9 protein-coding genes and 2 pseudogenes are annotated in these 13299 nt (G+C 72.7%); 5 read left to right on the forward strand and 6 right to left on the reverse strand.

Annotated features, from left to right (window positions below; translation table 11 throughout):
- Positions 1-5: 5 nt before the first annotated feature.
- Both ABWK59_RS05210 and ABWK59_RS05215 read right to left on the reverse strand, forming a co-directional pair.
- On the reverse strand, positions 6-1217 hold the full coding sequence (locus ABWK59_RS05210) for an ROK family protein (RefSeq protein ID WP_420492732.1): 1212 nt from the start codon (positions 1215-1217) through the stop codon (positions 6-8).
- Between the two features lie 12 nt (positions 1218-1229).
- Positions 1230-2255: pseudogene (locus ABWK59_RS05215) on the reverse strand (FGGY family carbohydrate kinase); the annotation flags it as partial.
- 5 nt (positions 2256-2260) lie between these two features.
- On the opposite strand from ABWK59_RS05215, the pseudogene xylA reads away from it, so the two are divergent.
- The 3 genes and pseudogenes from xylA to ABWK59_RS05230 all read left to right on the forward strand — a co-directional run.
- Positions 2261-3043: pseudogene (gene xylA / locus ABWK59_RS05220) on the forward strand (xylose isomerase); the annotation flags it as partial.
- 87 nt (positions 3044-3130) lie between these two features.
- Entirely contained in the window at positions 3131-3388 is a 258-nt protein-coding gene (locus ABWK59_RS05225; protein ID WP_354644834.1) for a substrate-binding domain-containing protein, read from the forward strand.
- 121 nt (positions 3389-3509) lie between these two features.
- Positions 3510-3710 (forward strand): hypothetical protein, encoded by a 201-nt coding sequence (locus tag ABWK59_RS05230; protein ID WP_354638204.1) that lies wholly within the window; start codon positions 3510-3512, stop codon positions 3708-3710.
- Between the two features lie 272 nt (positions 3711-3982).
- Here ABWK59_RS05230 and ABWK59_RS05235 read toward each other — a convergent pair whose 3' ends face one another.
- Positions 3983-6385: a non-reducing end alpha-L-arabinofuranosidase family hydrolase gene (locus tag ABWK59_RS05235; RefSeq protein WP_354644835.1), complete on the reverse strand. Its 2403-nt coding sequence runs from the start codon at positions 6383-6385 to the stop codon at positions 3983-3985.
- A gap of 493 nt (positions 6386-6878) precedes the next feature.
- On the reverse strand, positions 6879-9509 hold the full coding sequence (locus ABWK59_RS05240) for an RICIN domain-containing protein (protein WP_354638206.1): 2631 nt from the start codon (positions 9507-9509) through the stop codon (positions 6879-6881).
- A 135-nt stretch (positions 9510-9644) separates the two neighbouring features.
- On the opposite strand from ABWK59_RS05240, the gene ABWK59_RS05245 reads away from it, so the two are divergent.
- Complete coding sequence (locus ABWK59_RS05245; protein ID WP_354638208.1) at positions 9645-10151, forward strand: SDR family NAD(P)-dependent oxidoreductase; 507 nt, start codon at positions 9645-9647, stop codon at positions 10149-10151.
- A gap of 204 nt (positions 10152-10355) precedes the next feature.
- Here the strand turns inward: ABWK59_RS05245 and ABWK59_RS05250 are convergent, their stop codons facing one another.
- Both ABWK59_RS05250 and ABWK59_RS05255 read right to left on the reverse strand, forming a co-directional pair.
- A complete protein-coding gene (locus ABWK59_RS05250) occupies positions 10356-11048 on the reverse strand; it encodes a ribonuclease H family protein (RefSeq protein ID WP_354638210.1) in 693 nt (230 codons plus the stop codon).
- 105 nt (positions 11049-11153) lie between these two features.
- Complete coding sequence (locus tag ABWK59_RS05255; RefSeq protein ID WP_354638211.1) at positions 11154-12347, reverse strand: serine hydrolase domain-containing protein; 1194 nt, start codon at positions 12345-12347, stop codon at positions 11154-11156.
- A gap of 209 nt (positions 12348-12556) precedes the next feature.
- On the opposite strand from ABWK59_RS05255, the gene ABWK59_RS05260 reads away from it, so the two are divergent.
- A complete protein-coding gene (locus ABWK59_RS05260) occupies positions 12557-13273 on the forward strand; it encodes a GbsR/MarR family transcriptional regulator (protein WP_354638213.1) in 717 nt (238 codons plus the stop codon).
- The last annotated feature ends 26 nt before the right edge of the window (positions 13274-13299 follow it).

Genomic DNA, 13299 nt, shown 5'->3' on the forward strand with positions numbered 1-13299 from the left:
CCGGGTCAGGTGGCGGGGAGTCGCGTGGGGTCGGCGATGAGTCGGCGGACGGTCAGCAGTGCGGCGCCGAGGACCGGTCCGCGCCGGCCGAGGAGGGAGGCGCGCACCGCTTCCGGGTCCCAGGGTCGGACCGTGACCCGGGTGGCCAGTTCGGTGCGGATCGCGGGCAGCAGCCATTCGGCGAGTTCCGCGTAGGCCCCGCCGAGGACAAGGCCGTCCGGGTCGATCAGGTTCACCGCCGAGGCCAGGACGAGGCCCATGGCCCGCCCCGCGCGTTCCAGGGCGCGCAAGGTGGGCGCGTCCCCGGCCGTCGCCCGCTCGGCCAGCAGGGCGACCGGATCACCGGTCGCGTCGAGCCCGGCCTCGCGCAGGACGGCCGCCTCGCCGGCGTACTGCTCCAGGCAGCCGCGCGCGCCGCAGGGGCAGGGCGGGCCGTCCGGGTGCACCGCGATGTGGCCGAGTTCGCCGGCGAAGCCGCGGGTGCCCCGGAACAGCTGCCCGCCGACGACCAGGGCGGCCCCGATGCCGGCCTCGGCGGAGACGTGCACAAAGGTCTCGGCGGTGTGGTCGGCGTGCCAGAGCTCGGCCAGCGCGCCGAGGTTGGCCTCGTTCTCCAGGTCGGGCACGGTGGCGGAGTCGGGCCAGTGGTCGGCCGGGCGCACCCCGTGCCAGCCGAGGTTGGGCGCGTGCTCGACCAGCCCGCGTGGCGCGTTGGGCACCACCCCGGGCACGGCGAGGACGCGACCCGTCACGTGCAGTCCCTGGACGGCCGCCTCGGCCTCCGCCTCGGCGGCCAGCGCGGCGGCCTCCGCCAGGACCTGTCCCGGCGGCCTGCCCGCGTTGGCCCGTTCCACCCGGCGCCACACCCGGGGTTCCCCGCGCAGGTCCGCGACACAGGCGGCGAGGTGGGCGACCCCGATCTCCAGGCCGAGACTGGCGGGGCCCCGGTCGCTCACGGCCAGCGCCCGACCGGGGCGCCCGACCCGGCCCCCGGGTGCGGTGGCGGCCTCGGTCAGCGTGCCGCGGGCGATCAGCTCGTCGACCAGGGAAGAGACCGCCGCCCTGGTCAAACCGGTGCGTCCGGCGACGTCCGCGCGGGAGAGCGGGCTGTGGGCGGCCACCGTGCCGAGGACCACGGCGAGGTTCCGCCGGCGCATGTCCTGTTGCGAGGCGGGCCCGTTCTCGGGGCTCCTGCCGACCCTGCCGACCGCCGTCACCGCGTGATCCTCCTACCGTTCCGTTGCCGGGGCGCCCTGCAGCGCCCCCGCCCGGCGCAGCGTATCGGTGATCCATCCGAGCGTGTCCTCGTCCCGGGGCACGGGCTGGAGGAGGCGGCCCTCGATGGTGCGCCAGCGGCGGGCGACGGCGTCGGCGGCCTCGCCGGTGAGCAGGGCCGCGGCCTGCACGGCGGCGCCGAGCGCGACCAGTTCCTCGGCCGCGGGCACCCGTACGGCGCGGCCGGAGAGCCGGAGAACGGTCTGCTGCCAGGCCCGGCCGCGGGCGCCGCCGCCGATCAGCAGCAGCGGCTGGTCGGGGGCGGGGTTCTCGCGCCCGGCACGCAGCACGTCGTCGAGGGCGGTGAGCAGGGCGTGGGCCGCGCCGTCGTAGGCGGCCTGGAGGAGCTGTCCCGGTGTGGTGTCGTGCCGCAGCCCGTGGACGAGGCCGGAGGCCCCGGGGAGGTCGGGGGTGCGCTCTCCGTCGAGGTAGGGCGGGACGACGGCCCTGCCGCCGGCCTCGACGTCCTCCCGGTCGCGGCCGAGCAGGGCGGCGAAGCGGTCGACGGCGAGGGTGCAGTTGAGGGTGCAGGCGAGCGGGAGCCAGCCGCCGAGGGCGTCGGCGAAGCCTGCGACGGTGCCGCTGGGGTCGGCGGGCCGGCCGCGGCCGACGGCGTACACGGTGCCGGAGGTGCCGAGGCTGAGCACGGGCTGTCCGGGGGCGAGGCCGAGGCCGAGGGCGGCGGCCATGTTGTCGCCGGTGCCGGTGGCCACCGGGGTGCCCGGGCGGAGGGGCAGACCGGGGCGGACGGCGCCGGCGGCCGCGCCCGGCGGGAGGACCTGCGGCAGGAGCGCCGGGTCGAGGCCGATCCGGTCGAGCAGGTCGCGGTCGTAGCCGTCCGGGCCCCACCAGCCGGTTCCCGAGGCGTCGCCGCGATCGGTCACCGGTTCGCCGGTGAGCCGTTCGGTGAGGAAGTCGTGGGGCAGGCGAACGGCTGAGGCGCGGTCGGCGGCGGCGGGCTCGTTGGCGCGCAGCCACGCCCGCCGATCTCGGCGCCTCCGTCTACGTCGCCTGGGGCGGGCGCGAGGGCGCCGAGTCCGGCGCCGCCAAGGACGTCCGCGCCGCGCTGGACCGGCTGAAGGAGGCGTTCGACCTGCTCGGCGAGTACGTCGAGCAGCAGGGCTACGACCTGCGCTTCGCCATCGAGCCCAAGCCGAACGAGCCGCGCGGCGACATCCTGCTGCCCACGGTCGGCCACGCGCTGGCGTTCATCAACGAGCTGGAGCGCCCGGACCGGGTCGGCCTCAACCCGGAGGTCGGCCACGAGCAGATGGCCGGGCTGAACTTCCCGCACGGCATCGCCCAGGCGCTGTGGCACCGCAAGCTCTTCCACATCGACCTCAACGGCCAGTCCGGCATCAAGTACGACCAGGACCTCCGCTTCGGCGCGGGTGACCTGCGGCAGGCGTTCTGGCTGGTCGACCTGCTGGAGTCGGCCGGCTACGACGGCCCGCGCCATTTCGACTTCAGGCCGCCGCGCACCGAGGACCTCGACGGCGTCCGGGCCTCCGCCGCCGCCTGCATGCGCAACTACCTGCTGCTCGCCGAACGGGCCCGCGCCTTCCGCGCGGACCCGGAGGCCCAGGCCGCCCTGGCGGCCTCCCGGCTGCCCGAACTCGCCCGCCCCACCGCCGTGGACGGCCTCGCCGGGCTGCTGGCGGACCGTACCGCCTTCGAGGAGTTCGACGCCGAGGCCGCCGCGGCCCGGGGCATGGCCTTCGAGCGGCTGGACCAGCTGGCCATGGAGCACCTGCTCGGCGCCCGCTGAGCGGACCGCCGGCACCGGCCCGCCCCAGGCGGAGCCCGCCCGGGGCGGGCCGAGCGGGCTCAGCCAGGAGCAGGGCCGCTGCTGAGCCTGCTTCGGGCCAGCGGGCGGACCGTCCCGGAGGACGCCTCCGTGGTCGCCATCTGCCCCGAGCCGCTGGCCGAGCAGCACGCGCCCCGGCTCACGGCCGTGACCGGACCGAGGAAGGAGCTCGGCGAGGTCGCCGTCGACCAGGTCGTGGCCCCCATCGCCGCAGCGGCCGCCGGGAAGGAGCCCGAGGACCAACTGGTCCTACTGTCACCGGAACTGGTGGTCCGCGAAAGCACCGCTCACGCCCCGTACCGCTGACGGAACCACCGGCGGAGCCCGGTGATCTCCGCCAGGGGCGGCCCGCACGGAGCGCGGCGTGGCCGCCTTGACGCGGTCGGACGGCTGCGGTGCCATGGAGGCCGGGGCAGGAGGGGGTGTCATGGATCCGGAGGACGACGGGGACAGGCCGGCGGCGGACGACGACGAGCGGAACCGGCTACGGCCGCCCGGGCCGGAGGACCGGGTGATGGTGGCGCTGCTCGCGCTGATCGTGCTGGTTCTGGTCCTGGTGGGTATCGTCTCGAACCTGGACATGGATTCCGGCTCGCCGGGTCAGGACTGGAACACGGTCTGGCACTGACCAACGGCAGGCACGATGGCGGGGGCGTGATCGGCGCGAGCGGCGACAACGGCGGCGCACCGGACGTCGAGGAGTTCGTCCAGGCGTGCGGGCCGCGTCCGCTGCGCGCGGCGTGGCGTGGCGTGGCGAAAGAGGGGAACCCCAGCCGGTGTACGGCTGGGGTTCCTGGAGGCGGTGAGTGGCGGTCAGCAGGTGGAGACGTCCGTGCCGTAAACCGCTCGTCTACGTGCCGGCAGGCGGCACCCGATTGCGATCACCCTGGAGAGGGCGGGTCAGCGCTGCAGGGTGAGGACGCCCGGCCGCCACGGCAGTTGGTCGTAGGGGCCGCTCGCGGTGGGGGACTTGCCCTGGTAGAGGAACTGCAGGTTGCAGGGGTCGATGGTCATGGTCTGGTCGGGGTTGCTGCGGACCAGGTCGCCGTGGCTGATGTCGTTGGTCCAGGTGGCACCGCTGTTGGCCTTGCCCGCGAAGGGGTTGTTCTCGCTGGCGGCCTGCGGGGTCCACGAACCGCTCAGGCTGGTGGCCGTGAAGGAGCGGAAGTAGCGCCCGTTCGCCCCCATCGCCTCAACGATCATGAGGTACTGGTTCTGGTTCTTGACCTTGTAGACCTGCGGCGCCTCGAACAGGTTGTTCACCGTGTCGCTCATGACGGTGGTGTACGAGGAGCCGAAGTTGCCCGGGAAGTTCCCGATCGGCATGCTCGCGCGGTAGATGCTGCCGTTGTCGCCGGCGAAGAACAGGTACATGTTCTTGTCATCGGCGATCAGGGTCTGGTCGATCGGGCCGGTGCTGGACTTGGGGATGCTGCCGGTGAACAGCGGCTGCGGCGCGGACCAGCCGTTGGGGTTGGTGGGGTCGCTCGACGTGCGGTAGATGAACGGCCACTGACCCCACTGGTACGCCAGCACCCAGATGTTCTTGGGCGCGAAGTAGAACAGCGTGGGCGCCGTCGCGGACTGGTTCATCCCGCTCTGCCCGGCCGAGGCCATGTCGGACCAGTTCGTGAACGGGCTGAACATCATCGAGCCGTACGACGTTCCCGACACGTTCGACGCGTAGACCAGGTGCTTGCCGTTGTACACCACGTCGGTGAAGTCCTTCACCGACGCCCACCCGTTCGCCGGCTGCGCCAGCGCACCCGTGGAGGACCACCGGTAGGTCGACGGAAGGGCGCACGTGCCGCCCGGCGCGGGCGTCGTCGGGGTCGGGGCCGGGGTGGACGACCCGGACGACCTGAGGTTCCAGTGCTGGTTGGCGCCGCCCCAGGAGTCCCAGATCTGGACGGCGGTGCCGTTGGCGGTCTGGTTGCCGGGGGTCTCCAGGACCCGGCCGCTGGCGACGTTGGTGAGGGTGTAGGAGCCGTCGCCGTTCCGGGCGGCCTTCCAGTGCTGGTTGGCGCCGCCGTTGGAGTCCCAGACCAGCATCTTCGTGCCGTTGGCGGTCTGGCCGCCCGGCTCGTCCAGGACCCGTCCGCTGGCGATGTTGGTCAGGGTGTAGGTGCCGTCGCCGTTCTTGGTGGCCCGCCACTGCTGGTTGGTGGCGCCGCTGGCGTCCCACACCTGGAGCGGGGTGCCGTTGCCGTTGTGCCCGGCGGGCTGGTCGAGGACACGTCCCCCGGCGGCCACCGCGGAGAGGGTGTAGACGGTGCCGGAGACGATGCCCCCGTCCGGCGTGCCGCCGGCGCCGCCGAGGGTGGTGAGGACGGCGTTGTAGGCGGGCTTCTTGTTGCCGTTGTTGTCGAACAGCAGGGGGTTCTCGCCGGTGCGCCAGGAGTCGCTGTCGCGGATGCCCCACACGGTGATGCCGGTGCAGCGGGCGACGTTGAGGCAGGCCTGGACGGCGCCGGTGTAGGCGGTGGCGGAGGCCTGGGCGATGTCGAGCTCGGTGATCTGGACGTCCACGCCGAGCGCGGCGAAGCTGGACAGGGTGGTCTGGAAGCCGGCCGGGGGGCCGCCGGCGCCGAAGTGGCTCTGGAGGCCGACGCAGTCGATGGGCACGCCGCGGGACTTGAAGTCCTTGACCATGTTGTAGACGCCCTGGGTCTTGGCGTCGGTCCAGTTCTCGATGTTGTAGTCGTTGTAGCAGAGCTTGGCCGAGGGGTCGGCGTTCCGGGCGGTGCGGAAGGCCTCCTCGATGAAGCCGTTGCCGAGCACGTTCTGGAACACCGAGCTGCGGTGCTGGCCGCTGCCGCCGTCGGCGAACGCCTCGTTGACCACGTCCCAGGCGTAGATCTTGCCCTTGTAGTGGGCCATCTCCTGGGTGATGTGGTTGTCCATCACGTTGCGCAGGGTGGTGGCGTCGGTGATGGAGCTGACCCAGTTGGGTAGTTGGGAGTGCCAGACGAGGGTGTGGCCGCGCATCTTCTGGCCGTGGGCCAAGGCGTGGCTGAGGATCGAGTCGCCGGGGGCGAAGTTGAACGATCCGCGGGAGGGTTCGATGGTGTCCCACTTCATCTCGTTCTCCGGGGTGATCATCTTGAATTCCCGGTCGAGAATGGTGGAGTACGTCGAGTCCCCGAGCCTGCGCGAGGCCACTGCCGTACCGAAGTAGCGGCCACTGCCGGCCGCTGCGTCGGCGACCACGGTCGGCGTGCTGGCGTTCGGCGTGAACGCGGCCTGGGCGACCAGCGGTATGGCTGCACCCGTGGCGGCGAGCCCCACGGCGGCGGCGATCAGGCGGCGGGTTGCCGGACGGCGGCGATGAGAGCGGTTCTGATCTGGCAACGGCTTGTCCTCCTGGCGCGGTGGGGCCTGGTCTCGGCCCCGGTTACCTGCCAGTTGGCGCCGTGCAGCCAAAGGTTGCCGTGATCGGGAGGAAATTTCCGTCGAGCGGGAGATCGGCGCGGCGGGCGGGGACGCCGGGGATACGCGCGGGCGGGTTCAGCAGGGCGCCTGAGCAGGTGGCGGATCTCGGGAACGGTCGGACCGCTCGATTCAATGCTGTGACCCGCGGCCACCGCACGATCGTCATGAAGCCCCACAACCCTTGATGATCACGCGGTGGCCGCTTCCGCTTCCGCGCGGGTCCGACTCACCACGGACGACGCGCGGTCGCCTCGCGCGTCGCCCGGACAGCCCGACGTCGGGAACCGGTGAGGACGAAGCGCGTTCCGCCAGCCGTGGCGGGGCCGCAGGCTGTTGTGTCTGCGGCCCCGCTCGGGTGTGGGGGTCAGGAGGGGTCGCCGTACTGGAGGCCGCGTCCGTTGGTGCCGATGTAGACGCGGCCGAAGGTGTCGGGGTCGCCGGTGATGATGCCGAGGCTGCCGATGGCGCCCCACTGGTGGGCGTCGTCGTTGACGCGGAGCCAGGTGGCGCCCTTGTCGGTGGAGCGGAAGACTCCGGTGACGTCCTTGACGGTGCCGATCAGGTAGAGGGCCTGGTAGTTGGCGCCGGGTGCGGCCTTGCCGAAGCCGAGGGCGGAGGCGGACTTCACCGTGGTGAGGGTGGTGAAGGTACGGCCGCCGTCGGTGGAGTGCAGCAGTCCCCTGTCGCCGGCGGCGATCCACAGGTCGCCGTTGATGCCGGGGACGGCGGTGAGGCGGCCGGAGGGCAGGTTGGTGGCGCGGGGGGTGAAGGTCGCGCCGCCGTCGGTGCTGGCGTTGAGCGTGCCGCCCACCAGTGAGTAGAAGGTGTTGGCCGAGGAGCGGTCGGCGACGACGACGGCGTCGGTGCCCAGCCCGCTGACCTTCGACCAGCTGGCTCCCTTGTCGGTCGAGCGGTAGGGGGCCTGGCCTGATTCGGCCCAGATGATGGTGGAGCCGTCCGCGGCGAGGGCGACGTGGCCCGTGTTCGCGCTGGGGACCGGTTCTGCGGTGAAGCCGTTCCAGGTGCTGCCGCCGTCGGTGGAGTAGGCGCCGTCCTGCGCGCCGCCGGTCCCGACACGGACCATCACCGCAGGGTTGGACTGGGCGAAGTCGATGTCGGTGCTGCTGCTCATCAGCGGGTTCTTCAGCCGTCCGGCGGGTACCTCGGTCAGGGAGTCGTGGCGGAAGCCGCCCTGGTCGCCCATGGAGGTGATGACGGTGGCGCCGCCGGGCGGGGCGATCGCGTCCGCCAGCGAGGTCTCCTCCAGCCCGCGGGCCCCGGAGATCCAGTGGCTGGTGCCGCCGCCGTCGGAGGCGTTGGCGTCCTTGCTGCGCCAGATGGCGTTGCCGGTGCCGTACAGCACGTGCCCGGAGTCGAACGGGTCGATGGCCAGCGCGGTCATCCAGTGCCCGGTGTGGGTGCCGACATACGGAGCGCCGGAGGCATCCCGCTGCGACTTGGCCGCCAGGGCCTTCCAGGTCGCGCCGCCGTCGGTGGTCCGGTAGATCTCGTCCTCGGGCCACCACCGGTCCAGAGTGGTGACCATCACCGTGGAGGGCTTTTGCGGGTCGACGGCCAGACCGGAGAACCCGTAACCGCCCTGCGACGGCGAGATGTTCCTCCACCCGCCGCTCGTCGGGGTGTACTTCCACACCGAGCCCGCCGTCGCGTCCATGGGGCCGATGCTGTTGCTGTAGGTCAGGTACAGCGACCCGTCACCGGTGACGACACCGTGCTGCGGCATCTGGCCGGTGGGCTGCCCGGCGACAGCCTGCCAGCTGCTGCCGCCGTCGGCCGAACGGTACAGGGACGTGGACTTGTCGTTGACGCCGACGTAGACCGTGTTGCTGCCGGCCGGGCCGTACGTCACGAAGGAGATTCCCGCGCCGCTGCTCGCCCCGTCCTCGACGGGGAACGAGGAGACCTGGCTCCATGTCGCGCCGTGGTCGGTGCTGCGCCACAGGCCGTTCTTGCGGGTGCCCAGCAGCAGGGTGCCGTTGTCCGAGGGGCTGATCACGAGCCGTTCGCCCGCCCCGCGGCCGGGCTCGTTGGCGCCCAGCTTGAAGGGCAGGTTCGTGCGCTGGAAGGTGCGGCCCCGGTCGGTGGAGCGCAGGATCGCGCCGTTGCCGGCCCATTCGTTGGTGTAGGTGCCCGCCGAGAGGTAGAGCCGCTCGGGGTCGACGGGGTCGGTGGCCAGCGCATCGATACCCAGCAGGTTCCAGTCCTTCTCGCCGATCCAGTCGGTCAGCGGGATCCACTGCTCGGCCGCGGTGTCCCAGCGGTAGGCGCCACCCATGTCGGTGCGCGCGTACAGCAGACCCTTCTCCTTCTGGTTGAACACCAGCCCGGTGACGTAACCACCGCCCGCCACCTGGGCGTTCTTCCACACGTACGATCCGGACCCGGTCTGCGAGCCGCCGCTCCCGGCCACCTTCACCAGCTTCCACTGCTGGTTGGTGCTGCCCTTGCCCGGCCACTGGATGACCTGCGCGCCCTGGTCGAGGGAGCTTCCGGAGACGTCCAGGACCTGACCGCTCCTGCGGGAGGTGAAGGTGACGGCGTCGGAACCGCTCACGTCCTCGATCCGCCACTGCTGGAAGGCGGAGGAGCTGTCCGTCTGCTGCTCGGCGACGGCCGCCTGGGCGGTCGAGCCGCCCGCGATGCCCAGCACCTTGCCGCTGCTGCGGTTGACCAGCTCGTAGTAGCCGTCCCCGGTGGGCTTCAGTCGCCACTGCTGGTTGGCGGTGTTCTGGTCGGTCCACTGCTGGATGCGGGTGCCGTCGGCGGTGGAGAAGCCGTTGACGTCCAACACCTTGCCGCTGCGTACCGAGACCAGCCTGTAGTAGGCACCGCTGTCGACCGTCGCGGCCTGGGAGTCCTCGGGTGTGAACATGAAGTACGAGACGCCGGCGAGGGGCACACCGAGCGCCAGAGCGGTGGCGCTCAGACGACGGCGGTGACGCCCGCGGCGCCCGCCGTTCGGGGGGTTGCTCATGGGTAGACGTTCTCCTTGTGAACCGTGCACGAGAGAAGGCGGATCGGGACACCGGAACGGGCCGGATCCACTTCCTTGTGGTCACAGGCTCCGCAAAGGGTTGCCGCGAGCCGGAAGCTTCCGGTGCGCCCGCGGGTGGACGGCTTCCTGAGTGTGACGGACGAGGACTGGGAGTGGGCCCTGACCGTCAACCTCATGGCCGCCGTCCGTGCCACCCGGGCCGCGCTGCCGCACCTGCTCGTCTCCGGCGCGGGACGGATCGTCACCGTCTCCTCGGTCAACGCCCGCCTGCCGGACCCGCTGGTCATCGACTACGGCGCCGCCAAGGCCGTGCTGACCAGCTTCTGCAAGGCCCTGTCCAAGGAGGTCGGGCCGCGCGGTGTGCGGGTGAACACGATCGGTCCCGGCCCGGTGGAGACGGCGCTGTGGCAGGGCGCGGACGGCGTCGCCGCCACGGTCGGGCAGGCCCGTGGCGTCGACCCCGGCGACGTGGCCCGCGTCGCCGCCGGCCAATCGGCTACCGGACGCTTCACCCGTCCGTCGGAGGTCGCGGATCTCGTGGTGTTCCTCGCCGGTCCCGGTGCGGCGAACATCACGGGCGCCGACTTCGTCGTCGACGGCGGCCTCGTGGACTCCCTGTGACCGGCGGCCCGGGTACGGGACGGACACCGTCGTACGCGCTCCCGGCCGGCCGCCACACCCGAGGCGTTCGTCGCCGGGCTCACCGACTTCGGGCCGGGGCGCTCGGAGTTCTCCGCGAGCGGGATGCCGTTCCGGGCCGGCACCACCGGACGGAGTCGACGAGCCCAGGGCCCCACCACTTCTCCTGCCCCGCTGCCTCGGGCCTCAGGGCTGCGTCGCCGCGCACTCCGGGTGCCCCCAGCCCGATCCCACCTTGGTGATCTTGTCGCCCTTGGCGTAGGGACGGGTGCACGGGCAGGTGCCGGGGAACCGGGCGGACAGGGTGGGCCTGCCGCCCCCGGAGCGGGCGGCGGAGGTCGGAGGCCGACGGGCGGGGCGGGCGGGGCGGGCGGCGGGGGCGGCACCGACCGGGTCCGGTACGGGGAGATCGGCCGCGGTGCCTCCTGCCCCCTGCTGGCTGCGTGCGGCGTCGCTCGCGGCCTTGTCCGCGATCGCGTTCAGCGGGTCACCGCCGACCTGGTGCGCGGGCACGTACACGAAGGTGACGTCGCGGTCGGCGAGGAGCGCGTCGATGCGCTGGATCAGCTCGCGGTTGGCGACGGGCTTGCCGGCGGCGGTCTTCCAGCCGTTCCGCTTCCACCCGGCGAGCCACTTGGTCACGGCGTCTCGGGTGTAGGTGCTGTCGAGCCGCACCTCCAACGGGACGGCCCGGTCCGTCGCCTCCAGCAGTTGTTCGAGCGCCGTCAGCTCGCCCACGTTGTTGGTGCTGTGCCCGAGCGGGCCGGACTTCCAGAACTGCGGCGCCCCCGCGCCGTCGGCGACCACGAAGGCCCAGGCCGCCGGACCCGGGTTGCCCTTCGCCGCTCCGTCACATGCTGCGATCACTCGTTCCACCATGGCTCCGATGATCGCAGGGTTTCCGCTCACGCCGTACGGCCCCGGCCCCGGCCGCGCCCTCGGTGGGCCTGTCGTCGAACCCGGACCCGCGTTCCGTCCCCGGCATCAGTCGGTCGGGCAGAACTCCGCCTCCAGCTCGGCCGTGAACACGCCGATCGGATTCGGCATGGTCCAGGTGCCGTCGGCCCAGTCGCCGTTGACGTTGGTCGACAGCAGGTGCCGGCCGTCGCGGGTGCCGAAGGTGTACGACCAGGAGCCCGGGATCGCGCCGCCCATGCCCCACACCGTGGGGCCGCACGGCAGCGTGATCGAGGCGACGCCGAGGCCGTAGGTGGTGTCGGGGATCCACTGGCCGCGGGTGGGCAGGGTCGCGAACATCTCCCGCTGCTGGGCCGCCGGGAGGAGCCGACCGGCGAGCAGGGCGCCGAAGAAGGTGTTGAGGTCCTCGACGGTGGAGACCATGTCGCCGGTGGCCCAGGCCCAGGACGGGTCCAGCTCGGTGACGTCGTGGGCGTCCGCGCCGGGGGCGGTCGCCATCAGGCGGGAGTACTCGCGTCCGTGCGGGCCGTGGATCGCCGTGTCGCCGGCGGCCGGCTGGTAGGTGCCCCTCAGGCCGAGGGGGCGGGTGATCCGTCGCTCGATCTCCTCGCCCAGGCTTCCGCCGGTCGCCTTCTCGACGATCATCCCGGCGATCACGTAGTTGGTGTCGGAGTAGCCCCAGTCGGTGCCGGGCGCGAAGGCGGGCCCGTTGCGGACCGCGATCCGCACCAGCTCCTGGGGGCGGTAGGTGTCGAAGCGGTGTTCCAGGAACGCCGTTCCGGAGGCCGCGCGCCGCAGCTGATCGTCCAGGACGTAGTTGAAGACCCCGCTGGTGTTGTTCAGCAGCTGGCGGACGGTGACGGACCTGCCGTCGTAGCCGTTGCCGTCGAGGAGCCCGGGCAGCCACTGCTCCACCGTGTCGTCGAGTCCGAGCCGGTGCTCGGCGACGAGTTGCAGCACGACCGTGGCCACGAACGTCTTGGTGGTGCTGCCGATCCGGAACCGGTCGCCCCGGTGGCGGTCCCGCCCGGTGCCGGTGTCCGCCACGCCGGCCGCGCCGAACCACCGCCGCCCGTTCTCCTCCCGCACCTCGGCCACGGCACCCGGCAGCCTCCCCTCGGCCACGGCCCGCTCCAGCACGGCCTGCACACCCCGGTGCCCGCGCGGCCCCTGCCCCGCGGACGCGGGCGCGGCGGCGACCACGCCCGTCGTCACGGCACCGGCCAGCACGGCGCAGCCCACCCGAACGGCGATCCTCATGCCCACTCCCCTCTCGTTTCCTGCGATGGGAGGAACCTATTTCCGGTTTTACCGGAGCGTCAACGACGATCATCTCCAGAATCCGCAATGCGCAAGGTAGTTGACGGTATTTCGGTGCAACGAGCCTGCCGGTGAATGCAAGACCTCGCCCGGTTCATTGCAATGGGATAGCGTGAGCGCCCATCGGCCGGAGGGAGGAGACGGACACGGTGCCAGGCGTCAGACTGACCGCGCACGACCGCCGCCGGATCGCCGACGGTCTCGCCGAAGGACTCAGCTACGGAGAGATCGCGCGCCGTCTCGACCGGCCGACCTCCACCGTCACCCGCGAGATCACCCGCAACGGCGGACCGTCCGGCTACCGGCCCGACCGTGCCCAGCAGGCCGCCGTCCGGCGCGCCCGCCGCGGTCGCCCGACCCCGGCCCCGGGCGGCGTTCCGGACGGCCCCGCGCCCGCCGCCACCGACCCGTACGGCCGGGACGGCGAGGCCGTGGACGCCTTCGCCGACGAACTCGCCCGGCTGCTGACCGTCCTCGGCCTCCCCCCGATGGCCGCCAGGGTGGTCGCCTGCCTGTCCGTCACCGACGACGGCAGCCTCACCGCCGCCGACCTCACCCGGCGCCTCGGCGTCAGTCCCGCCTCCGTCTCGAAGGCCGTCGCCTACCTCGAAGGGCAGGAGCTCCTGCGCCGCCGCCGCGACGGCCCACGGGATCGCGAACGCTACGTCATCGACGGCGACGTCTGGCGCCGGTCGCTGCTGGCCAGCGCCCACCGCAACGCCCTGCTCGCCGCCACCACCCGCCGCGGCGCCCACGTCCTGGGCCCCGCGACCCCCGCCGGCGCCCGCATGGACGGCGCCGCCGCCCTCCTCGACCACATCGTCGAGGCGATCATCCGCACGGTCGGCCCACCGCCGCACCACTGACCCCTCGGACGGGGCCGGCGGTGCCG

This window comes from Kitasatospora sp. HUAS MG31 (assembly GCF_040571325.1).
Lineage (GTDB): Bacteria > Actinomycetota > Actinomycetes > Streptomycetales > Streptomycetaceae > Kitasatospora > Kitasatospora camelliae.

Excerpts from the sequence above, each read along its gene's own strand:
- ABWK59_RS05230 (WP_354638204.1), top strand. The coding sequence starts at position 3,510 with ATGGATCCGGAGGACGACGGGGACAGGCCGGCGGCGGACGACGACGAG.
- ABWK59_RS05240 (WP_354638206.1), bottom strand. The coding sequence starts at position 9,509 with ATGAGCAACCCCCCGAACGGCGGGCGCCGCGGGCGTCACCGCCGTCGT.
- ABWK59_RS05250 (WP_354638210.1), bottom strand. The coding sequence starts at position 11,048 with ATGGTGGAACGAGTGATCGCAGCATGTGACGGAGCGGCGAAGGGCAAC.
- ABWK59_RS05255 (WP_354638211.1), bottom strand. The coding sequence starts at position 12,347 with ATGAGGATCGCCGTTCGGGTGGGCTGCGCCGTGCTGGCCGGTGCCGTG.